The organism is Hufsiella ginkgonis, assembly GCF_009834915.1.
Classification (GTDB): Bacteria; Bacteroidota; Bacteroidia; order Sphingobacteriales; family Sphingobacteriaceae; genus Hufsiella; species Hufsiella ginkgonis.
In genome coordinates, this window is the sequence record NZ_WVHS01000004.1 from 198,827 (window position 1) to 224,253 (window position 25,427).

The window sequence follows — 25,427 nt, forward strand, 5'->3', positions numbered from 1 at the left end:
ACTGTTTTCATGAAAAGAATTCTACTTCCATTGTTTTTGATCATGTATGTTTTCCTGGCGTCGAAGCCGGCTTTTGCACAACCAGCGGCCGGAACGTATACGTGGGACGCGTACACTCAGACCACCACTATAAAGGCCAGTGACCAGAACCTGGCCAGTTATACGTGGAATTCGAGCGAATCGGGGTTTGGCAATGGCTACGGATGGAAAGCCACCGCCTCCGGGACCAGGGCGGGTACCGCCGTAGCCTCCAACGTTTTCCGTATCGTAGTACAAGGCAGCGCCAGCGGCGGCGCGGGAACCTTCCTTCGGTTAGAAGACAGCGGAACGGGCGTAACCTTAACCAATGCGACCTTCGGCAGTGCCGACGGCAAAGAGTTTAAGCTCAACTCCATGAGGGTATCAGGAACACTAGCCGGAGGTCAGGACCTCGTGATTACCGCAAAACGCAACGGGACCACTATGGGCAGCGTCACCCTGGCTGGAGCAACCACCACGTTTCAAACGGTTGACTTTTCATCGAATGCCGCTTTTAAGAATATTGATGAACTGGCATTCAGCGGGTTTACGAGCACCGTTAATAACACCGGCGGTATCCGGATCGATGATATCGTAGTTGCAGGCGCAGATCCTATTCTTCCGATCCTGACCACTACCACACCGGCTACCAATATCCAGAGCACTTCCGCTACTTTAGCAGGGGAAGTAACCGATGCGGGAAATACGACCATTACCGAACGCGGGATCGTGTGGGGGCTCTCCGCTAATCCAACTACTGCAAATAATAAAATAGCTGATGTTGCTGGTGGTACGGGCACCTACAGTGTTTCGGCATCCTCGTTACCATCTGGTTCCACCATTCACTACCGCGCGTACGCAATCAACAGCGCAGGTACCGGCTATGGCAGCGACGAGACATTCAACACACTGGCGGGGAACAGCAACCCGACCGCAAATAACGATGCGACGACAATTAACGAAGATGCTTCTCCCGTCACCATCTCTGTATTAAGTAACGACAGCTCGGCACCCGACGTAGGCGAAACATTAACCGTGACGGGCGTTACCCAGCCTGCTGCCGGTGGATCGGTCACGTTCACCTCGACCAACGTCACTTTTACACCCACTGCTGACTATAACGGCACGGCAACGTTCACCTATACCATTTCTGACGGTAATGGCGGTACAGCTACCGCCACAGTGACCGTGACCATCAACGCCGTCAACGACGCCCCGGTACTCTCCGGCGGACCTTATACATTTCCAGGAACGATTGCGGGGACGACTTCCACACCTACGCTGGTATCAGACATCATCAATGGCGTGACTTTTACCGACGTGGATGCCGGCCCGCAGCGAGGGATCGTCATAATAGGCAAAACCGGCGCCGGGCAATGGAGATATTCTACCGATAATATCACTTATATCAACTTCGCAAACGTATCTCCAACCCAGGGGATGCTGCTTTCCTCTACCACCTATATTGTATATGTGCCCCCGGCTACCGGTGTAGAAAATCCTACGCTTACCTTTAAAGCATGGGATAGAAGCAGCGCTACCCAACCATCCGACAATAGCGTAAGGCGGCTGATCAACCCGTCGCCCGGAGGCGGTACTTCCCAGTTCTCTTCGGGAAGCGCAGTCGCCAATATCACGGTGATAGAAATGTCGTTCTCACCGGCCTCACTTCCAGGGGCTAATGTGAATAGCGCATATAGCCAAACGATCAGCGTTTCGGGCGGGACTTCGCCTTATCAATACGCGGTAACCAGCGGAACATTGCCAGACGGCTTAACGCTTAATACAACCAGCGGCTTGTTGAGCGGTACACCGACCACGGCCAATACCTACAACTTTACCATAACGGCAACCGATGCCACCAGCACTTCTGCTTCGAAAGCATATTCAATCGTTGTAAGTGCGCCCGCCATCGTCGTATCACCCGCTTCATTGACCGCAGCAACGGTTGGAACAAGCTATAACGAATCGATTAGCGCCTCGGGCGGTAACGTACCGTATACCTTCGCAGTTACTGCCGGCGCATTGCCCGCAGGGCTTTCTTTAGCATCAAACGGCACGCTTAGCGGCACGCCGACCTCCGGGGGAAGCTTCAACTTCACCGTTACCGCTACCGATAATTCATCGGCCACCGGCTCCAAAGCATACACACTTACCGTAAACGCGCCGATCATCGCGGTAGCGCCAGCTACGCTTAACGCCGCTACCGTAGGAACAAGCTACAGCGGGTCAGTTACCGCTTCAGGTGGTACCGCTCCCTATACGTATGCCATTACTGCCGGCGCATTACCGGCAGGGCTTTCTTTAGCTAGCAACGGAACGCTCAGCGGTACGCCGACCGCCGGGGGAAGCTTCAACTTTACCGTTACCGCTACCGATAATTCAACCGGTACAGGACCATATACCGGGTCGAGGTCGTATTCGCTTACGGTGAACGCACCGGCCATCGCGGTAGCGCCCACTACGCTTAGCGCCGCTACCGTAGGAACAAGCTACAGCGGGTCAGTTACCGCTTCAGGTGGTACCGCTCCCTATACGTATGCCATTACTGCCGGCGCATTACCGGCAGGGCTTTCTTTAGCTAGCAATGGAACACTCAGCGGTACGCCGACCGCCGGGGGAAGCTTCAACTTTACCGTTACCGCTGCCGATAATTCAACCGGTACAGGACCGTTTACCGGGGCGAGAGCTTACTCCTTGACCGTGAACGCACCGACCATCACCATAGCGCCGGCTACAATTCCCGCAGCTACCGCCGGAACAAGCTACAGCAGATCTTTTACCGCTTCCGGTGGTACCGCTTCCTATACGTATGCCATTACGGCCGGCGCATTACCCGCAGGTCTTTCGTTAGCTACCAACGGAACACTCAGCGGCACACCGACCGCCGGGGGAAACTTCAACTTCACCGTTACCGCTACCGATAATTCAACCGGTACCGGGCCGTTTACCGGGGCGAGAACTTACTCCTTGACCGTGAGCGCACCGACCATCACCATAGCGCCCACCACGCTTACCGCAGCTGCTATCGGAACGAGCTACAGCAGATCTCTTACCGCTACCGGTGGTATAGCTCCCTATACCTTTGCTGTTACCGCCGGTGCACTACCCGCAGGGCTTTCTTTGGCATCCGACGGCACGCTGAGCGGTACGCCCACCGCCGGGGGAAGCTTCAACTTTACCGTTACCGCTACCGATAATTCAACCGGTACCGGGCCGTTCACCGGGGCAAGAGCTTACTCATTAACCGTAAACGCACCGACCATCACCATAGCGCCGGCCACGCTTACCGCAGCTACTATCGGAACGAGCTACAGCAGATCTATCAGCGCTGCCGGTGGTACCGCCCCTTATACTTATGCCGTTACTGCCGGCGCGTTACCCGCGGGCCTTTCGTTAGCGTCAGACGGCACGCTTAGCGGTACGCCGACCGCCGGCGGAAACTTCAGTTTTATCGTTACCGCTATAGATAATTCAACCGGTACCGGCCCGTTCGCCGGGTCGAGGGCCTACTCGCTTACGGTCAATGCGCCCACCGTCGCATTAAGCCCGTCAACGTTACCCAATGCTACGCAGGGAACCAGTTACAGCCAGACCATATCCGCCTCAGGCGGGACCCAACCATATTCGTTTTCGATTACATCGGGTGCGCTTCCTGCCGGGATCACGCTGGCCACCAACGGAACGTTATCGGGAACGGCGACGGTGAACGGCTCGTTCAATTTTACCGTTACCGCAACGGACGCCTCTACCGGCACCGGTCCTTATACCGGGTCCCGGGCGTATACGATGTCCGTCGTTTCGAACGATGCGACCTTAAGCAATCTTACACTCAGCAGCGGCACATTGTCGGGAGGATTTTCTTCAGGCACCACGACCTATACCGCTACCGTCGGCGTTATGACCAGCAGCATCACGGTGACGCCAACGGTGAACCAGGCTAATGCATCTGTTACCGTGAACGGGACACCAGTGGTGTCCGGTAACGCATCCTCATCCATCGCGCTCAATATCGGCAGCAATACGATCACGGTAGTGGTAACTGCCCAGGATGGTTCCTCCACCAAAACGTATACAGTAAACGTAACACGCAACGATTACGTCACGCCTACCAACCCATCTACCCAGGTTACATTCACCAATATCGCCACTACCTCAGCAACCGTTAGCTGGACCGTTCCGTCATCCGGCGGAGGTACTGCGAGGGCAGCCTTCATCAAGGCGACCAGCACCGGCTCGCCGGCACCGGCTAATAATACCACCTATACGGCAAATACCGTATTCGGCTCAGGAACGCAGATCGGCACCGACGGCTGGTACTGTATTTATAACGGCACCGGCTCCACCGTAAACGTTACCGGCCTTTCTGAAGGTACCGCTTACCGGGTGAAGGTCGTAGAATACAACGGCACCGCTGGTCTCGAAAAATACAGCCCTGCCCCCGGAGCAAATAACCCGAACAATTTTACTACACTGAGCACCAATACCACGGTGAGCAGCATCGCGCGTAATTCTGCGGCGTTGACCAATGCGCCCACCGTTAATTACACCGTTACCTTTGCAGCTCCGGTAAGCGGGCTTACTGCAAGTAACTTCTCCTTATCAGGAACGGCTACCGGTGCATCAATAGGCACCGTAACCGGGTCGGGAACTACCTGGACGGTACCGGTAACCACCGGATCGCCGGATGGAACGATCGTCCTCAGTCTTGCCAATGCCACCGGCTTAACGCCGGGCATCAGCAGTACGCTGCCATTTGCAGGTCAAACCTATACGATCGATAAAACCGAACCAGGCGTGAGTGCAGGTACGGGTTTCACCTCTAACAACCCGCTCGACAATCATAAAGCCAAAGTGGGCGACGTGGTTACTCTTAAGATCGTGGCTACGGAGCCGATCACCGCACCTGTTATTACGATCTCCGGGCATTCAGTCACGCCTTCCAATACCGGCGGCGACCAGGTCACCTGGCTGGCCAGCTATACGCTTACCGCCTCGGATCCCGAAGGCATCGTTACTTTCAGTGGAACCTTCTTCGATCTTGCCGGAAACCAGGCTAACGGCGGCGTGAATTTTAACGATGTGAACACCACTTCCGATCTGGCTTTGGATAAAACGCCGCCCACCCTCTCAAGTGTAGCGATCGTTTCAAACAACGCAACCACCTCCCTGGCCAAAACAGGCAATACCATCACCTTATCATTTACTTCCAGCGAACCGCTTTCCGGAGCGCCAGCAGTGACCATCGCCGGTCATACGGCTACGGTGACCGGTTCGGGAAGCAGCTTCACAGCAACCTATGCCATGGTTAACACGGATACGGAAGGCACGGTCCCTTTCAACATCGGTTTTACTGACCTGAGCGGGAATACCGGGGTTGCTGTAACTGCGACGACCAACAATTCAAGCGTTAAATTCGATCGTACCGCTCCTGCTGTTCCAGCAGGATTAACGGCGACAGGCAGCAACACACAGGTCGCCCTCAGCTTTACCCCTAATACAGATCCCGACCTGGTGAGCTATAAGATCTACAGCGGTACTTCTCCGAATCCGGCTTCATTGCTGATCACGATCAACAGTCCGACAACTACTTATACACAAACCGGGTTAACCAACGGTGTCACTTATTACTACCGCATCACTGCCGTCGACCAGGCCGGCAACGAAAGCGATTATTCAACCGGCGTAAGCGCGACACCTAAAGACGATCAGCTGATCACTTTCGGAACGATCGCCGCTAAAACATATGGCGATGCGAGCTTTACGCTGGGTAACGCTGCTTCCTCGGCAGGATTGACCGTTACGTATACTGCCGCAGATCCGTCAGTCGTATCCGTTACCGGCAATACCGCAACCATCTTAAAAGCGGGCACGACAGATATTACGGCCACCCAGGCAGGGACCGCTACCTATAACCCGGCTCCCAGCGTAACGCAAAGTCTGGCGGTTGCCAAAAAAACCATCACGGTTTCGCTGAACGCCACGCCAGAAATCACTAAAATTTATGATGGGACCACCCAGGTGACCCTTGCTTCCGGTAACTATAGCCTGAACGGCATCGTGAACGGCGATGCGGTCACCGTTACTGGTACCGCCGCATATGATACCAAACTCGTAGGAGCCGGCAAGACCGTTACCGCCAATACGTTTGTACTCGCAGGCGCCGACAAGGACAATTACAGCCTGACCACCACCTCGGCAACCACTACCGGTTCAATTACCGCACGTGGCCTGACCCTGGCGCTGAACGCAACGCCTGCCATTACCAAAATTTACGATGCAGGGACTTCTGCCACGCTGGCGGCAGGTAACTACGTCCTCACCGGCGTTCAAGGTTCGGATGCGGTAACCGTGACCGGTACCGCCGTTTATGATACCAAGCTCATCGGCACCGGAAAGACCGTGACCGCCAACAGTTTCGTACTGGCAGGTGCTGATAAGGACAATTACAACCTGGCCACCACCTCGGCCACTACTACCGGTTCCGTTACCGCGCGCCCGCTGACGCTGGCCCTTAACAGTACGCCGGCCATCACTAAAGTATACGACGCAACCACGTCTGCTACTTTGGCTGCCGGAAATTATGCTTTAACCGGCGTACAAGGTTCCGATGCAGTGACCGTTTCAGGTACCGCCACTTATGACACCAAGCTGGTCGGCGCCGCCAAGACTGTTACCGCGAACACTTTCGTGCTCGCTGGCGCCGATAAGGACAATTACTCCCTGACCACCACCTCGGCCACCGCTACCGGTTCAATTACCGCGCGTCCGCTGACGCTGGCGCTGAACGCAACGCCTGCTATTACCAAGGTATATGATGCAAATACCTCAGCTACTTTAGCGGCAGGCAACTACAGTCTCACCGGCATACAGGGAACCGATGCCGTAACCGTAACAGGAACTACAGCTTATGATACCAAGCTTATCGGCACCGGCAAGACCGTTACCGCGAACAGCTTCGTACTAGCCGGCGCCGACAAGGACAATTACACCCTGACCACCACGTCGGCCACCACCACCGGTTCCATCACTGCACGTGGCCTGACCCTGGCGCTGAACCCAACGCCTGCCATCACCAAAATTTACGATGCAGGGACTTCTGCCACGCTGTCGGCAGACAACTACGCCCTCACCGGTGTACAGGGTTCCGATGCCGTGACCGTGTCTGGTACCGCTACTTATGACACCAGACTGGTGGGAACCGGCAAAACCGTGACCGCGAACAGTTTTGTACTGGCTGGCGCCGATAAGGACAATTACAACCTGGCCACTACTTCGGCTACTACTACCGGTTCGATTACCACTAAGCCGATCACTTTGGCACTGAACGCAACTCCTGCCATCACTAAAGCGTACGACGCCAATACTTCCGCTGCGCTGGCAGCAGGCAATTATACGCTTAACGGATTGGAAGGCACAGATGCGGTCACCGTGACCGGTACCGCCGCATATGATACCAAACTCGTAGGAGCCGGCAAGACCGTTACCGCCAATACGTTTGTACTCGCAGGCGCCGACAAGGACAACTACAGCCTGACCACCACCTCGGCAACCACTACCGGTTCAATTACCGCACGTGGCCTGACCCTGGCGCTGAACGCAACGCCTGCCATCACCAAAATTTACGATGCAGGGACTTCTGCCACGCTGGCGGCAGGTAACTACGTCCTCACCGGCGTTCAAGGGTCGGATGCGGTAACCGTGACCGGTACCGCCGTTTATGATACCAAGCTCATCGGTACCGGAAAGACCGTGACCGCCAACAGTTTCGTACTGGCAGGTGCTGATAAGGGCAATTACAACCTGGCCACCACCTCGGCCACTACTACCGGTTCCGTTACCGCGCGCCCGCTGACGCTGGCCCTTAACAGTACGCCGGCCATCACTAAAGTGTACGACGCAACTACGTCTGCTACTTTAGCTGCAGGAAATTATGCTTTAAACGGCGTACAAGGTTCCGATGCCGTGACCGTTTCAGGTACCGCCACTTATGACACCAAGCTGGTCGGCGCCGCCAAAACTGTTACCGCGAACACTTTCGTGCTCGCAGGCGCCGATAAGGACAATTACTCCCTGACCACCATCTCGGCCACCGCTACCGGTTCAATTACCGCCAAACCACTCACCCTGGCTTTGTTGAATACCATCGCGGTGAGCAAAATGTATGATGCGACCGTTTCTGCTACGATCCCCGCCATCAACTACTCGCTCTCGGGCGTAGAAGGATCAGATGCGGTTACTATCGGCGCAACAGCCACCTACGACACTAAAACTGTGGGAACCGGTAAAACGGTAACTGCGACCAACTTCGTGCTGGGCGGAGCCGACAAGGACAACTACGCCCTGACTACCACGTCGGCCACCATTACCGGCGAAATATCTTTAAGACCGCTGACGGCAGCGCTTAACAGCACGCCTGCGATCAGTAAGATTTACGATGCGGGCACTTCGGCAACCCTTGCCGCGGGTAACTACAACTTAACTGGTATCCAGGGTGCTGATTTAGTAACCGTTACAGGAACCGCCACCTATGACACCAAACTGGCTGGTACCGGCAAAACCGTTACCGCAAACGCATTCGTGCTGGCTGGCGCTGATAAGGATAACTATAACCTGACCACCACCTCGGCAACCACCACCGGGAGCATTTCGGCAAGGCCGCTGACCGTGACGCTGAATGCCTCTCCCGCAATCAACAAAGCGTATGATGCAACTACTTCCGCAACCCTGGCAACGGGCAATTATAACCTTGCCGGTATACAGGGAGCTGATGCAGTGACGGTAACCGGTACCGCCTCCTACGATACCAAGGCGGCAGGCGACGGCAAAACCGTTACTGCAAATGCCTTCGTATTGGCAGGCGCCGATAAAGACAATTATTCCATTGCAAACTCATCTGCAACCACTACCGGTTCTATCACCGGCATCGCCCTGACGGCGTCGCTAACCGGCACGGTGACAAAAGTGTACGATGGAAACACTTCCGCCAGCCTTACTACGGCCAACTACGGCCCGCTCACCGGAGTGATTAGCGGCGACGACGTATCATACAACAATCCCGCATCCGGTACTTACGGCGACAAAAACGCAGGCGCAGGGAAGACCATCACCGTTACGGGCCTTATACTGGCAGGGGCCGACAAGGATAATTATGTACTCGCCTCCACCCTGGCGGGTAACGTGGGCGGGATCACGCCGGCGACGCTCACTGCAGCCCTCACCGGAACGGTAACCAAGCAATACGACGGTACCGAGCCCGCTACACTGACCGCGGCCAACTACGCGGCATTAACCGGCATTATCGGTAACGACGCCGTAGATTATGCTTCAAAACCAACTAGCGGCAGGTATAACAGTAAAACGGTGGCCACCGGTAAAACAGTATTCGTTACCGGCCTTTCGTTAACTGGTGCTGATGCGGTCAACTACACCATTTCGCCTGCCGTGAGCGGCAACGTAGGGATCATTACTCCTGTTACCCTTACTGCCGCGCTGACCGGTTCAGCCGCCAAAGTGTACGACCGTACCACCGCCGCTACACTGACCGCCGCCAACTATGCAGCACTGAACGGCATCGTCGGCGCTGACGCGGTTGACTACGCCTCCAAACCTGCCTCCGGTACCTATAATGACAAAACGGTAGCCAGCGGTAAAGCAGTTACCGTGACAGGCCTTTCGCTTTCCGGCGCCGATGCCGGAAACTATATGCTTGCCTCTTCCGTTACCGGGAATATCGGCGTGATCACGCAGAAAACGGTTACCGCGTCTCTAACCAGTGCCGCGGTAAAAGTGTACGATGGGACGACCACAGCCGCACTTACTCCTGGTAATTACGCCCTCGCCGGGGTCATCACGGGCGACGTAGTGAACCTTAATAATCCGGCCACTGGCACATACAGCGATAAAAACGCGGCCGTAAGCAAGGCGGTTTCGGTCAGCGGGCTGGCGATCGCGGGTGCCGATGGCGCCAACTACGTATTGGCCGCTACTTCAGCCGGCGCAACCATAGGCGTCATTACGCCTAAAGCGCTCACCATCACCGCCGACAATAAGACCCGCGTGCAAGGCACGGCTAACCCCGCCCTTACCGCCTCCTACAGCGGCTTCATAACCGGGGAAAACAATACCAACGCCCTGTCTGCACAACCGGTGCTGACCACCACCGCCAATCTCGCTTCAGCCCAGGGTAATTACCCCATCACGGCCTCGGGAGCGGCAGCGTCAAACGGTAACTACACCATTTCCTACACGGCTGGTACCCTGACAGTAACCCCGGGCTTCCCAACCTCCATTTCGCTGGCCGGCGTTACCTTGTTTGAGAACCGCGCCGCAGGAACTGTCGCGGGAACGTTGTCTTCTACATCCGATGATCCCAACGCCACCTTTACTTATTCGCTGGTATCCGGCACCGGAAGTACTGATAACGCATCGTTTTCTATTACCGGCAATACCGTTGCTACCACCCAGGCGCTCGATTTCGAATTGAAGCCGTCTTACAGCATCCTGGTAAGGTCAACTACGCAGTATGGCTTATCGTTAGATAGGCAGTTCACTATTACGCTTACGGATGTGAACGAAGCGCCGACACTGAACGCAATCGCCAACCAGGTGATCTGCTACACGCCTGCGGCGCAAACCGCGGCCATCAGCGGCGTTACTGCCGGACCGGATGCCGGGCAAACCACTACCCTTTCAGTGAGCAGTAACGTCCCTGCCCTCTTCTCGTCACTTACAGTAAACGGAACAGCCGTGAGCTATACCGCCGCACCTGGCGCTTCGGGTACGGCTACGATTACCGTAACGGTGAAAGACAACGGCGGAACAGACAATGGTGGTACGGATACCTTTACCCGCAGTTTCAACATTACGGTAAACGCCTTGCCGGTACCGGTGATCATCTCGTCTACCGGCGGCGACATCTCTAAAGGCCTCACCGGTACCCTCACCGCCTCGGGCGGAACCAGCTACAGCTGGGCCAATGCGGCGGGTATCCTAAGCGGACAGACTTCTGCCGTGCTTACGGTGAGACCATCCGTTACTACCACCTACACCGTTACCGTCACCAACGCATCGGGCTGTACTTCCGTACAATCGTTCACGCTGGTGGTACTAAACGACTTTAAGGCGCTGGAGGCCAACAACGTGCTTTCTCCGAACGGCGATGGAAGCAATGACAAATGGGTGATCAAGAACCTGGATATGTACCCGAATAACAACGTGATCGTGTTTGACCGAGCCGGCCGCAAGGTGTACAGCAAGGTAAATTACACCAACGACTGGAACGGGACCTTCCAGGGATCTCCGCTTTCACCGGACACCTACTATTACGTAGTAGATTTCGGTCCGGGCATCGCACCATTTAAAGGATTTATTACCATTGTAGGAGATAATGAATAATGAACGGACAGCAACCTGTAAGCAACAACGTATCAAGATCAATTAGCAATCGGAAGATGAAAAAGATAGTCAGAACAAGCGCAATCATGTTACTCACCGCGGCGGCGGCATTGAGCGGGCAGCAAGCCTTCGCACAGCTGAATCCTTTCGGATCGGCCTATTTCCAGAACCAGTACCAACTGAACCCGGCCATGGCCGGCACCGTAAGCGGATTCACCGTGAACGGCGGTTATCGCCAGCAATGGAGCTCGATCCCCGGAACCCCCAAAACGCAATCACTCACCGCTGAATATGGCGCGGCAGGCAAAAACGCCGGCTTCGGCCTTAGCCTGAACAACGACAAGGCCGGCCTGCAGGTACGTACCCGCATGATGGGCACATTCGCCTATCATGTGCCGCTGAGCGAAAGCAACCGGCTCAGCTTCGGCGTATCGCTGGGTTATATGGACGACCGCATCGAGAACAGCGGCGTAAGAGGCGACCAGGGCGACCAGTCCATCGGCCGCTATAACCAGCGCGACAAGTATGTGGACGGCGACTTCGGCATAGCCTTTACCGGTTCCAAACTCTCCCTGCAGGCCGCGGCACCGAACCTGAAGAACCTGTTAAAAAAGGATAACAACGAGCTCGGTGTTGACCGTGCTACCTTCATGGCCGCCGCCAGTTACAAGATCAGCTTCCCGTCTGTACTTGACGGGCTGCTGGCCGAGCCTAAAGTTTGCTTCCGCGGCGTAAACGGCTTCGATAATATCCTGGATGCCGGGGCGAACCTCAACTTCGCCAATAAGCGGATGAATATCCTGGGCATGTACCACAGCTCACACAGCGCTACCTTCGGCATGGGCGTAACATACTCCAAGCTCTCCTTCCTGGGGATATATACCACCGAAACCGCCGCCCTGAGAACATATGCCAACGGCACGTTCGAGATCGGCGTAAGGCTGGCCGGATTCTAAGAGAAGATACAAGATCTTATACACTGCAAAAAAGCCCTGTTTGGAAACCAAGCGGGGCTTTTTTTTCACACTGCGACCAGGGTACCATACCGCTTGCAGCTTTCTCTTTTAAAAGCTTAATTTAGTGACTGATAACCACTTTCCGAATGATCCGATACCCCGCTTTAATATCATGAAGTTCACAGGCAATGATCCTGGCAAGCCAAAACGCTCACTGACAATAGCAGCCGGCGCCCTGGGCGGTCCGCGGTTCAGAATTTTGAATTATATTTAACAGTGGTATAAAGCGCAATTTATATCGTGAAACAACCAAGTCAATTTTAACCAGATATGTCAAAAAAAAGTATTGCCGGAGTATTGTGTCTTTTAGTCATTAGCGGATCGGTCATGGCCAGGGGCGATGGAGCGGATACCGTTTTCAACAAGAAACACGTTACCGCTATTATGCAAAAGGTGTTTAATTGGCAGCTCAGCAATCCGGTCGTAAAAAATGCCAACAATGGCGACGATTGGGCACGCGCCGTATTCTACGCCGGCATAATGCGGGCCTATAAATACACCAAAGAGCCTGCTTACCTGGGCGCGGCCGTAAAATGGTCGGAAAGCCTTAATTATCAACTCGCAAAACGTCTTCGCCATGCGGATGATCATACACGCGGACAAACGTTCCTGGAAATTTACGAGTACAAAAAAGACAAGGCGATGATCGCACATACACGCGCGGTATACGACTCACTGATCGCCACACCCAAAAAAGGCCGCGACGAATGGTGGTGGTGCGATGCATTGTTTATGTCGCCTCCCGTGCTGGCGCACCTGGCGAAGATCACCGGCGATACGCGATACAGCAATTTCATGAGTGAAATGTGGTGGGACACCACCGACTTTCTCTTCGACAGGGAAGAGAACCTGTTTTACCGCGATAAAAGTTATTTCGACCGCAAAACGGCCAACGGCAAGAAAATCTTCTGGTCGCGGGGCAACGGCTGGGTAATGGGTGGCCTGGTACAGGTGCTCGAATACCTGCCCAAAAAAGACCCCAACTATTCCAAATACGTGGAGCTTTATAAAAAGATGGCTGCAAAGCTTGTCACACTGCAGCAGCCGGATGGTTTCTGGCGCCCAAGCCTGCTGGATGCACAGGAGGTAACCAATAAAGAAGCAAGCGGCACCTCGTTCTTCGTTTTTTCGCTGGCCTGGGGCATCAACCATAAACTGCTGGACGCCGCCACCTACAAACCTGCGGTGAAAAAAGGCTGGAAAGCGTTAACCGAAATCGTAGAACCTTCCGGGAAGCTTACCTGGGTACAGCAGATCGGTGCGAAGCCCGAAACCGTTAAGCAAACCGACAACCAGGAATATGGTTCAGGCGCCTTCCTGATGGCAGGAACGGAAATGATGAAGTTGAAAAAATGATCCGTACAGGCAGCAGCAAGACCATTCACATCACCTCCTATGAGAATTTTAAAGATCGCCCTTTTCCTATTTTTAGCAGTAAGTTCTGCAACGACTCCTGCGAACGCACAGGCTGGCGGAAAAAACCGGGCAGCTACCGGGAAACAGACCGCGCTCGACAGTTTCCTGGTAGACGCGGTTACCAGGAACTGGGTGGCCGGCAGTACCGCCATCATCCTGCAGAACGGGAAGATCGTGTATGACAAGGCATTCGGCTTTCGCGACCGGGAAGCCGGCATCCGCATGAAAACAAGCGACATTTTCCGCATTGCGTCCATGACCAAGCCGATCGTTTCTACCGCCGCCCTCATCCTCGTAGAACGGGGCAAGCTAAATCTTGACGATGAGGTAGCTAAATATATCCCGGAGTTTAGGCACCCCACGGTATTAAAAACCTTCAACAAAGAAGATGGCTCGTACACCACGGAACCTGCCAGATCCGAAATCACCGTCAGGCAACTGCTGACCCACACTTCCGGGATCGGTTACGGCTTCCAGGACGAAAAGTTAAACGTGATTTACCAGGAAAATGGCATACCCGACCTGGCAATCACAGGCAACGTCACCATCGGTGAAAAGATGAAAAAACTGGGAACGCTTCCGCTGGGCGTACAGCCCGGGTCGAAATTTTTCTATGGCTTAAGTATCGATGTATTGGGTTACGTAATCGAAGTAGCTTCCGGCGAACCGCTCGACCGGTTTGTAACCAACAACATTCTCAAGCCCCTGAAAATGGATGATACCCGGTTTTTCCTTCCGGACGGGAAAAAAGACCGCTTGGTTACCATGTACAGCGACGCGAAAAATCAACCCCTTACGCGCATTCCCGAGATGAACGGAAACTACAATACGCTATACCCGGTGAGGGGCGCGCGCACCTATTTTTCCGGCGGCTCGGGGTTAAGCTCCACCACGCATGATTATGCCCGTTTTCTCCAGATGATCCTGGGAGGCGGCGAACACAACGGCGTACGCATTCTCAAGCAGGAAACCGTTTCCATGATGTGCAGCAACCAGCTAGGAACGCTCAATCTTGGTCGCGGTAATAAATTCGGTTTCGGGTTCGAGATCGAGCAGGGAAATAAAGCGCCCAACGGCGCCCGTGCCGGCAAATTGGCCTGGGGGGGCGCCTTTAATACTACTTTCTGGATCGATCCGGACCGCCGTTCCATCGCCGTGCTGATGACGCAGGCTTACCCTGCTTCCCATTCCCAGGCATTATACGGCGGCTTCGAAAAACGCGTGAATGAGTGGCTTGATAACCACAACCCGCTATGAGAAGATCCCTCCTCCTGGCAGCTTGTTCACGGCCTCTTGCTCCCTCCGGGCGCAAAACAAAACCTTACACCCCGACCTCCTGAAACGAGCGTGGCCCGCACACTGGATCACGGGGAACGGTATCGCGCAGCGGGAGTACGGGGTTGTTTATCATTTCCGGAAAAACTTTACGCTGGACGCGAAGCCTGCCCGGTTCATGGTCAATATCTCTGCAGACAACCGCTATCGCCTCTTCGTAAACGGGAAAGCCGTATGCAACGGACCCGCCGCATGCGGCGGGGGAGATCTCCGTCTCACTCACACGCACTGGGGAAACGGATGTCGCCGCCGGGATCTGGTTGCCGCAGGGTACCACGGGTCAATTCATATGGCTTGGCAAAACCACCGTGCTTAAGAAGGCTGGCAACGAATACATACGTCAACGGTGGAGTAACACGACTGTCGCCGATCCGTTGGGTGATACGTTACACGACGGCTACTTTTGTACCAGCTCGCCGGGCAGCACAAATACACACTTTTCGCTGATTAAAAAATCGAGGATCTTTTTAAACTCCCCGAACTGTTCAGGCGTCCACATCGGCGGGTGTCCCTGCAGGATCATGTTCGAACCTTTGTAACTGCTTTTCGCATAATTCGACACGAAGAAAGCATAATTGGTATTCCCGGTGCCATTTTCCATATCCACCCGGTTATTTAGCCGGGTCAGCTTACCGGGAGCAGGAAATTTCCCGCCTGCGAACATTACCACGTTATACGCCGGGTTCTCAGAAACCACCTTCAAAGTGGTGCTGTCGATGGCATTGTACGGCGAGCCGAAGGCATGCATCTGCACACCGAGGTATTTAAGGACCCGCTGGTCTGCCCCGTCAAAATGCCGTTTTTGGAAATCATACGAGGTTCCGCGAAACTCCTGGCTCTTCCCGGGCGGGTTGGTATTGGTATGATCCAATCCATGGTGCCAGATTTCCAGCAGCGGTTCGCCTTTCGCGTTAGTGGCCCCGATGTATTTACCCAACACGTTCAACGCGGTAGAATCCAATCGATCGGCAATTACGCCCAACGTAAATTTCACCTGTCTTTCTACGAGGTAATCCATTACCGCAGCAGCTTTGGTGGTGTTGGCGGCAGCGCCTATATCGTCGAGCTTAAGCACGATCTTTGTTTGCCCGTTTACCTGCTTCGCCGCCAGGAGGTAAATTATCGCCAGCCATTTACGCTTCATAACCCGTTATTTGGCTGCTCCCTGTTTCCCGGCTACCCGTTTCGCGGTCTCTTTTAAAAAGCCGGCAAATTCATCGCTTAAGTGTTCCGGTTTAAAGGCAAGTTTGCCCGGGTCCTCGTTATACAAAAAGGCATACCAAACCATTCCGGCCAGGTAACATCCGGCATCGCTGGCATGGTTGGGATCAAAGGCCAGTTTTTGGTTCTTATCCCAGGAATATCCCACATTCATTGAGTGCGACTGGGCGGGCAGCGAAGGATAAGCGGCCTTTTCGGCGACAAATTGCTTATCGGGCCGGTACCCCCATTTCCGGTCGTCGTTTACCCGCTGAAACGCATCGCCCGAAGGGATAATCCTGATACCCAACTGTTTCGCCATGGCATGGTAAGCTGCCCGCGATAAGGTGAACATCTCCCGCTGGCTTTTAGCGGTCACGCTGTCTGTAGCTGTACGCGATACCCGTCCGAATACCTTCGCATCCGACCGGTAGGCCCACGTCTGGTGAAAAACTACTTCCGCGCCCGGTTGCAGCTTCCTGATAAAGTTATACAGGTTCTGTGCATATGGACTGTAAGAAGCTATGTCGCTCGAAAGAAACGAGTACTGCTGGATGGTCACCACGTCCCACTTCCCGTCGGATAGCAATTCCCGCAGTGACTTCCCGTTATAGGGACGGCCTGCGGGATCTTTCGGATCGGCTTCATTGGCCACTACCGATGTCCAATGGCGTTGCAGCGGACAGCCGCCCAGTTCGGCGCGGCCGATAACCAGCTCGTGTCCGCCTTCTTTGCTCAGCTGCGGCAGGTAACGTGTGGCATTTTGCGAAAAACTGTTGCCGATCAGGAATAACCGTAACGGCGAATGTTTTTCCTGGGCAAAGATCCGGCCGCCGGTGAAGACGGCCGAAAAAACAACCAGGGAAACAGCGATCTTTCGGATAAAGGAACGTCTCGTGATCATCATAAATTTCAATGGTTAAAGGGTTTATAAATCTCCGCCCGCGTTCATCCGCAAGGTAAAACAGGTTTCTTCTTCGGTAGACCGCACTTCCAGCGATCCCCGATGGGCGCTGGCGATTTCAGACGCGATGAACAGCCCCAACCCCAGGCCTTGCTGACCCGGTTTATGCGTTCCCCGCGAAAACGGGTGAAAAAGACGCGCCAGGGCATGTTCCGGGATTTTATCCCCGCTATTGATCACCGACAAAACGAGGTCGCCGCCATCCACCCTGGTGCGCACAACTACAGGTCCTTCCGTACTTCCGTGCGAAAGCGCGTTACCCAGCAGGTTAGCAAAAAGCTGGGCGATACGGCCGCCGTCACAATTTACCGGCCGATCGAAATTTAACTCAGACCGCACTTCCCGGTCAGGCCAGATCACGGCCATCTCCATGATCACTTCGTTGAGGATCTTATCCAGGTCCTGTGCGCTAATGTCCAGGGCGATCCCTCCGCCAAGTCGTCCGCGGGCAAAATCGAGCACATTCTCTATCATCCCGCGCATGCGGTACGAAGAATCCTGGATGATATGTACCAGCCGCTGCGCCCGTTCGTCAAGCGGCATCCGCAGCAGCAGTTGGGCTGCGTTTCCCACCGCTCCTACCGGGTTGCGCAGATCATGGCCAAGAATGGCTATAAACTGCTCGCGCAACTCGGCGCTCTTCAGCTCTTCGGAAAGCTTTACCTGGGTAATTAACAGGCGTTCGATCCCTTGCAGGTGGAACGCGATCAGGTCGGCGTACAGGTTAAACATCCCGAGTACCCGGGAGTTGTTCAGGCTCGCCGGGCGCGGATCGATCGCGCAAAGCGTGCCAAAAAAGCTTCCATTCTTTAACATGATCGGCACCGAGATATAACTCTGGAAACCGTACATAGCCACTGTGTGGTGATCGGCGTATTCAGGATCCAAGGACACCTGGTCGATCACTACCGGCCGTTCATGCTGCCTGATCTCGTGGCAAATGGTGGTTTCTACCTTTAACTCCCCGCCGGGCACCAGCCCGAAGGCAATCTCGTCGCGCACCGCGCATGCCACCCACCGGTCCTCTGTTACCCTCGCAATGGCCGCGAATCCCATCCCTGTAGTACGGCAAATCACTTCTAAAATGGTATTTACAACAGGGATATTCTCAATCGCATCTATATCAGCCTGGAAATCGTGCACAGTCCTTTCCGTCTTATTCATCTCCTGCAAGCTATAAAATTTAGTTTGAAAAGGGAAATGGCTGCGGCTCGTCCGGGTAGTTGCAAACAGGCAGGTTATGCGGTAATATATGTTTATTTTGCTTATATTTTCGGGAAAAATCTTTAACCATTATCAATGAAGAAAACCCTTACGTTATTCATCGTTTGCTGCAGCCTGGTTTCTTTTGCGCAGACTAAGGCCGACGATGTAAAATCCTTCACGCTAAAAAATGGCATGAAGTTCCTGGTGCTCGAAGATTCATCGATCCCTAATGCCAATATGTATCTTTTTTACAAAGTGGGGTCGAGGAATGAGCATCCGGGCATTACAGGTTTATCGCACTTCTTTGAGCATATGATGTTCAACGGCGCAAAAAAATACGGCCCGAAAATGTTCGATCGCACCATGGAGTTCAATGGCGGCTCTAACAACGCGTACACCACCGAAAACGTGACCGTGTATACCGATTGGTTCCCGGCCAGCTCCATGGAAACGATCTTTGAGCTGGAGGCCGACCGCATAGCCAGCCTGAGCATCGACCCGAAAATGGTGGCCAGCGAACGCGGCGTGGTAGCCTCAGAAAAAAGCACCGGCCTCGAGAACAGCCAGTGGGAATTGCTGAGCGAACACGTGTCGGCTGCAGCCTTTGTAGTGCATCCCTACCACTGGCCGGTGATCGGTTACCAGGATGATATCGACAACTGGACCAAGGAGGATCTGGAGAACTATTTTCATACCTATTATGCACCCAATAACTGCGTGGTGGTAATGAGCGGCAACATCAGGCTGGACGACGTGAAGCGCCTGGCTGAAAAATACCTGGAGCCCATCCCAGCCGTAACACCGCCCCGCCCCGTGCACCTGGTTGAGCCTCCGCAAATGGGAGAACGGCGCGTGATGGTACAAAAACAGGTAAATACCCCTTATATTATGGCGGCTTACCATACTCCCAACAGCCGGGATAAGGATTATTACGCGCTCGATATCTTAAACTATGTACTGTCAAGCGGCAACTCGTCCAGGCTTTACAGTGCGCTGGTAGATAAAAAACAGCTTGCCACTTCTATCTCGTCCGACTTTTCTCCTTCGTTCGATCCAGGCCTTTTTGCCTTTTACGGGATCTGCGCCAAAGGTGTGAAGGAAGCCGACCTGGAAAACGCCATCTACGAAGAAATAGAAAAAGTGAAAAAGGATGGCATCACCGCGCAGGAGCTGCAAAAAATCAAAAACCAGAAACTGATGGAATTTTACAGCCAGATCGCCACTATCAATGGGAAATCCAATAACATCGGCACTTACGAGCTGTTCTTTGGCGACTACAGGAAAATGTTCGACGCACCCTCGGAATACGAAAAGGTGACCCTCGCCGATGTGCAGCGCGTGGCCAACCAATATTTAAAGAAATCGAACCGGACAGTAGGTATTTTAAAAGCTAACGTTGAAGAGTAACATGAAGAAGATCTATAATATATTACTTACGCTGTTCGTCCTTACCGGCGGAGCAACCTCGGCACAGGTAGTAAAACCTGCCGCTTTTAAAGTGCCGGCTTACGAAAAGTTCGTGCTGCCCAATGGCCTTACCGTGTACCTGATGGCACAGCACGAGGTACCCGTGATCAATGTTTCGGCCATTATTCCGGCAGGGGCGATTTATGACGGCGAAAAGTCGGGACTTGCCTCGCTCACTGCCGCAGGCCTGCAATACGGCACCAAAAGCTACACCAAAGCCCAGATCGAAGAAACGCTCGACTTCATCGGCGCAGACCTGAACACGTTCGCATCCAAAGAATCCGCAGGCTTAACCGCCCAGTTTGCCTCGAAAGACCAGGACAAGGTATGGCCTATCCTGAAAGAAGTACTTACCGAACCTGCATTCAACGCTGAGGAATTCGCCAAAGAAAAGAAAAGGGTGTTACTCGGTCTCGAAAGAGCGAAAGAAAGCCCCAGGAGCGTAATCAATTCCTACTGGGATAAATTCATTTACGGCGACCACGTATATGGCAACCCAGTAACGGGCAGTCCCGCAACCGTAGAAAAACTAACGGCGAGCGACCTGTCGGGCTTTTACAAATTGAATTATCAGCCGCAAGGCTCGGCGATCTCTATAGTAGGCGATTTTGACCCGAAGGCGATGAAAGAAAAACTCACCCGCCTGCTCAGCGGCTGGAAAAAAGGGACACAGGTACAAAAAAACCTCGCATCGCAGCCCATCGCCCCGCTCACGTCCACACGCGTATTGCTGGTTAACAAAGAGGATGCACGCGAAACTACCTTCCTGATCGGCGGCGCCGGGATCCGCCGGGATAACCCGGATTATGTGGCACTCCAGGTGGTAAATACCGTATTCGGCGGCCGGTTCACTTCCTGGCTAAACGACGAATTACGCGTAAACTCCGGCCTTACCTACGGGGCAAGCAGCCGTTTTACGCCGCTAAAAAATGCAGGCACATTTGCTATCTCTACCTTCACCGCCACCAAAACCACCGGGCCAACTGTAAATAAAGCACTGGAGGTGCTTAAACGCTTCCACGAGCAGGGCATCGATGAAGAGACTTTGGCTTCCGCGAAAAACTATGTAAAAGGACAATTTCCCCCGGGATACGAAACCTCCGGGCAGCTGGCCTCGCTGCTGAACCAGATGTTCTGGTATGGATTTAACGAGTCGTTCATCAACAATTTCCAGGCAAATGTGGATGGCATGACTACCGCCAGGGCGAAGGAGATCATTGCTAAGTATTACCCGGCAAACAACCTGCAGTTTATTATGGTGGGTAAATCGGCGGATATTAAAGCGATTGCAGAAAAATTGGGGCCGGTAACAGAGAAACAGATCAAGGCAGACGGGTTCTGATTAGTTGTCAGTGATCAGTTGTCAGTGATCAGTTGTCAGTTCCTATCCCGCGGAAGTGGTCAGTTGCCGGTTTTCAGTGATCAGTTGTCAGTTCCTATCCCGAGCTTATGCGCCCGGACAGAACTGACTACTGACTACTGACTACTGACTACTGACAACTGACTACTGACTACTGATCACTGACTACTGACAACTGATCACTGACAAACTGACCACTACTAACTACCTCAACGCCACCTGCTTATTATCTGCCGCAATGATCTTCTTATAAAAATCATTAAACGCCATCACCTGGTCTGCCGGGACCAGGTCTTTCTTGATCTTAAAGTTTCGGGAATATGTGATCACCTTCCCTACCTGCTTCAAACTGATCTTATAATCGATAAACTCGTTCGACAGGGTAACAGGTTCGAGGTTTTCGATCACGTTCTTGCCCTCGGGTACCTGCAGGCTGATCACTTCGCTTTCGGTATCGTTGGAGTAAAGCTGCGAAAGATCGAGCGGGAAAGCACGCGGGGCGGTCACCGTAAAATCAGAGGCAAGGGCTTTATTCGACCATGGCAGCGTTACGATCATAATGCCGCCGATCTTTTTCACGTCTCCCTTGATGTTATAATCGATGCTGGTAAACACCGTATCGCGGTGATCGGTGTTTTCGAGGTTCTTAAACTCCAGTTTGCTTACTTCCGCGGAGGGGTACGTACTCCTGATGCCGTCCTGCATTTGCTTCAGGCGGTCTTTGGGGCTAAGTTCCAGGTATTTTTCGCGCGTATAAGTGGTCGCCGCAGCCACTTTAAAGTTGGTTTCGCTCACCAGCAGGTCCTCGTTATCTACTTTGATCGCAGTCTTGCGCTCCACCACATTTTGTTTCCGGGTAAGCGGGGCCAGTAATTTTAAGGCGCTGCCGGTCGGCTTGTTGTCGATATCCAGCGTGATCGAATTGATCGAACCGCCGCCGATACTGCTGAACGGCAGGTAGTTGGAGGTGAGCTCCAGGTAATAATCCTTGCCATCGAGCGCCAATTTGGCAATGCAGTGGTTAAAGTCGATAGAAGGCAAGATCATGCTCCTGATGCCATTATCGCGGGTATTCACCAGCACCAGTTGAGCGCTCACACCCGCTTCCTTGCACATAGAAACGAACAGGGTCGACACATCCTTACAGTCGCCTATCCGGGTGTTGAGCACGGTGGCCGGGTTTTGCGGCACCAGCCCGCTCTGGCGGAACGAAACGGAGCTATAGGTAATGTTCCGGGTGATATAGTTGTAGATCATTTCGGCTTTCTGCCGGTCAGTGAGGCCTTTTTTCCCGTCCAGGAGACCTGCAACCGCCTCTTTTACCTCGTAAGCGGGCTTGGCTTTTGCCGATGCGAGGTCGTTGTACCAATTAGCGACGTACGACCAGGCGGGGATGGTGGTGAGGTGCAGCACATTGGCCACATCCTTCATCGGCGGCATTTTGTCTTCATACAGCAGGCCGGGCTGATTTTCCTGTTTCCAGGTATACAGGTCGAACTCATCCACCGACGTCTTAACCGGTACGATCTCTTTCTGCGAGAACTGGTAGCTGAACGGCTGATTTTTAGCCACGAGCACACTGTACGAAGTATTCAGGTAAGGATAGCCATGCGAAAAGTAAAAGGTACTCCAGAACTTGCTCGCCAGTTTGCCTTTGGAGTAATTGTACACCTTATACACCACGTTAATACAATCGCCGATCTCGAGGTTGGTGAATACCATCTCCGTTTCGTTCACTTCCGCGGGCACCTTGGTGCCGTTCGATTTGATCACTTCGGCGGTTTCGATGATATACGACTGCCAGCCGCTCACATCAGCACCATATTCTTTCCATTTCTCCAGGCCTTTACTGTTCAGTATCCTGGCAAGCATGGAATGTTTTTCCTCCGAGCCGCCGCTGGGATAGATCACCGTTTGCACGCTTTCGTTCAGGATCAGCACATTATCTTCCGGGTACGCTGAAGCGGGCGGCGCGGCTTTTACCAGCTGCAGGGCATCTGTCTTCCCGAAATAATCCTGCACGTCTTTTTTACCTTCAAGCTTCCGGAGCTCGCGGATGGCGCTGTAATCGTTCGGGCTCAGCGATAACGAGGTATGGTATTCGGCGATGGCGTTTTCCTTTTTATCCTGTGCATTGTAAATTGCCGCCAGCTGCGAATGGTAACCCGAAATATACGGCGCTATCTGGATGGCTTTGTTAACGTACTCCTCCGCCTTTGCGTAGTTCTGAAGCTGGTAGTAGATCCTCGACAATTTACTGTAAAGACCCACCGAAACCGGGTCCCTCGCAATTGCGTCACTATATAGCTTTAACCCAGAGGGTGCATCCCCCGTATCAAAATAGATCTGCGCAAGGGTAGAGGTCAGCTCCCAGTCCTCATTATGCGCCAGGTATTTTTTAATCACCGAGATGGCTTCCTGGTTGTTCTTTCTTACCTCTTTTTCTATCAGGTACTTATAAGTCACAAAGGTCTTGTTTTCCGGGTGCTTGCCGTACGCATATTCCGCCACCTTTATCAGCTCATCCTGCTTTTTGTTAAATCCCGCTATCGACAGCTTTTTCTCAAGCACGCTCTCCTCATCGCCGCCAAACAGCTTTTCGAGTTTGCCGGCATACAGCTCGGCATCGGTATAATTCTTCTTTTCCACTGCATTGTCGTAAAACAGGTTCAGCGACAAAGGGTATTCAGGATCGCTGGTCTTAACGTCCTCGCGGGTGGTCTCCTGCCCGGTCCGGTCGTCGTTACGGGCAAACAGCTCGATCATCAGCGTATTCAGGTAGGTGCTGTTAGGGTACTTTTTCCTGATCTTCTCCAGGATGTGACGGGTTTCGTAAACCTTGTCACTGCGCATATAGGTTTTTGCCAGTAACAGGTAATTGAGGGGATCATCCGGCGATTGCGCCACCTGTTTCTCAAAAAATGCTTCCGCGAAGTTGGGGATGGTGGTTACCTTATATGTATGTTCCTTTGTGTACGGCTGGTACGACGCGGCCGCGCTCAAACCGCTCACGGGAACGCCTTTCTCGTCGGTAATGCGCACCATAAAGTTCGAATTTCCTGCGGTACTTTCGCCGATCTGCACCAGGATACGGTTATAGCCTTTATGCAGCTTTACTTTGCGGATGTACGTATCCAGGTCGTTGTTGCATTCTTCAGCTTCGGCAATCACCAGCTGATCGTTCAGCCACGTTTTCACCGAACCCGAAACACCCACACGCAGCTGCACTTCCTGTTCGGCCGCGCTGTTTACAAACGTTTGCGCAAAAAGCACGGAATTTGAAAAGTCGAAATAATACGCATAGTCGAACCATTTATCGCGTCGCGCGAATGGCGGAGTAAACCATTTGACAGGGGCGCCATATTTGCTGGTAAACACGGCATCCGCCTGCGGTTTTGCCAGGGTTTCGTAAGTCTTGTCAAAACCGCTGGAAGAAATATTTTCAAACTCCCCGGTGATCTGCCATTGGGAGATCGTGCCCATCTTTGCCGTGTATTTAACGGCCTCCTGGCCTTGCAGGCTTTCTTCGTAATGTTTGCTGATCGTGCCGTTCGCCATAGCCACCAGCGAACCATCGAGGTCCTGCCGCTGGGCCAGCTGGTTAAAGAACGCGAGTGCGTCGGGCGTTTTCTTTATCCCCTGGTTTAACACAGGGGTGCTCCATAAGGCATACAGGTACGGTGCTGGTGCAGGTTGCTGCGCATAAAATTGTTTGAAATAGCTGAACGCATTTCCCTGCGACGCGTCGTATTCGCACACAAGCGCCAATCCAAGCAACGCATCGCTTTTGGCAGGAGAGCTTAGCGCCTGGGTGAATTTTACTTTCGCACCCGCACGGTCATTGTTTAAAAAGGCGTCCCAGGCGGGCTTAAGGGTATTTTGCGCTTCGGCGGAAACAAGCCTCGCCAGGAAGATCACAAAAAATAAAAGGCCTTTCCGCGGCAGGCCCCTGGTAGTAAACTGCATAAAAATCTGATAAGGTTATTAAGTAACTCTACACGAAATTAAAAAACTAAACGGTTACTTTCGCTATATTTAGTAATCCGGG

General features: G+C 53.4%; 10 protein-coding genes. 6 read left to right on the plus strand and 4 right to left on the minus strand.

Features of this window, described 5'->3' with window-relative positions; translation table 11 throughout:
• Window positions 1-9: 9 nt before the first annotated feature.
• The 4 genes from GS398_RS17245 (at window position 10) to GS398_RS17260 (ending at window position 15,104) form a co-directional block, all read left to right on the plus strand.
• Window positions 10-11,415, plus strand: coding sequence for a YDG domain-containing protein (locus GS398_RS17245; protein WP_160908061.1), 11,406 nt, complete (start codon window positions 10-12; stop codon window positions 11,413-11,415).
• A gap of 56 nt (window positions 11,416-11,471) precedes the next feature.
• The gene (locus GS398_RS17250) at window positions 11,472-12,371 is read left to right on the plus strand and encodes a PorP/SprF family type IX secretion system membrane protein (protein ID WP_160908062.1); all 900 of its coding nucleotides are present in this window, start codon (window positions 11,472-11,474) and stop codon (window positions 12,369-12,371) included.
• Window positions 12,372-12,701: 330 nt separating this feature from the next.
• Window positions 12,702-13,787, plus strand: coding sequence for a glycoside hydrolase family 88/105 protein (locus tag GS398_RS17255; RefSeq protein ID WP_160908063.1), 1,086 nt, complete (start codon window positions 12,702-12,704; stop codon window positions 13,785-13,787).
• Window positions 13,788-13,826: 39 nt separating this feature from the next.
• The gene (locus GS398_RS17260; RefSeq protein WP_160908064.1) at window positions 13,827-15,104 is read left to right on the plus strand and encodes a serine hydrolase domain-containing protein; all 1,278 of its coding nucleotides are present in this window, start codon (window positions 13,827-13,829) and stop codon (window positions 15,102-15,104) included.
• Window positions 15,105-15,579: 475 nt separating this feature from the next.
• On the opposite strand, the gene GS398_RS17265 is transcribed toward GS398_RS17260, so the two are convergent.
• The 3 genes from GS398_RS17265 to GS398_RS17275 are packed head-to-tail and all read right to left on the minus strand — an operon-like array spanning window position 15,580 to window position 18,510.
• Entirely contained in the window at window positions 15,580-16,326 is a 747-nt protein-coding gene (locus GS398_RS17265) for a DUF2334 domain-containing protein (protein ID WP_160908065.1), read from the minus strand.
• 6 nt (window positions 16,327-16,332) lie between these two features.
• The gene (locus GS398_RS17270; protein WP_237488236.1) at window positions 16,333-17,289 is read right to left on the minus strand and encodes a DUF4886 domain-containing protein; all 957 of its coding nucleotides are present in this window, start codon (window positions 17,287-17,289) and stop codon (window positions 16,333-16,335) included.
• A gap of 21 nt (window positions 17,290-17,310) precedes the next feature.
• The gene (locus GS398_RS17275; protein WP_160908066.1) at window positions 17,311-18,510 is read right to left on the minus strand and encodes a GAF domain-containing sensor histidine kinase; all 1,200 of its coding nucleotides are present in this window, start codon (window positions 18,508-18,510) and stop codon (window positions 17,311-17,313) included.
• Between the two features lie 135 nt (window positions 18,511-18,645).
• Here GS398_RS17275 and GS398_RS17280 point away from each other — a divergent pair, with 135 nt between their 5' ends.
• Both GS398_RS17280 and GS398_RS17285 read left to right on the plus strand, forming a co-directional pair.
• Window positions 18,646-19,959, plus strand: coding sequence for a M16 family metallopeptidase (locus GS398_RS17280; RefSeq protein WP_160908067.1), 1,314 nt, complete (start codon window positions 18,646-18,648; stop codon window positions 19,957-19,959).
• A gap of 1 nt (window position 19,960) precedes the next feature.
• The gene (locus GS398_RS17285) at window positions 19,961-21,361 is read left to right on the plus strand and encodes a M16 family metallopeptidase (RefSeq protein ID WP_160908068.1); all 1,401 of its coding nucleotides are present in this window, start codon (window positions 19,961-19,963) and stop codon (window positions 21,359-21,361) included.
• 222 nt (window positions 21,362-21,583) lie between these two features.
• Here GS398_RS17285 and GS398_RS17290 read toward each other — a convergent pair whose 3' ends face one another.
• Window positions 21,584-25,345: a DUF3858 domain-containing protein gene (locus GS398_RS17290; RefSeq protein ID WP_160908069.1), complete on the minus strand. Its 3,762-nt coding sequence runs from the start codon at window positions 25,343-25,345 to the stop codon at window positions 21,584-21,586.
• Between the last annotated feature and the right edge of the window lie 82 nt (window positions 25,346-25,427).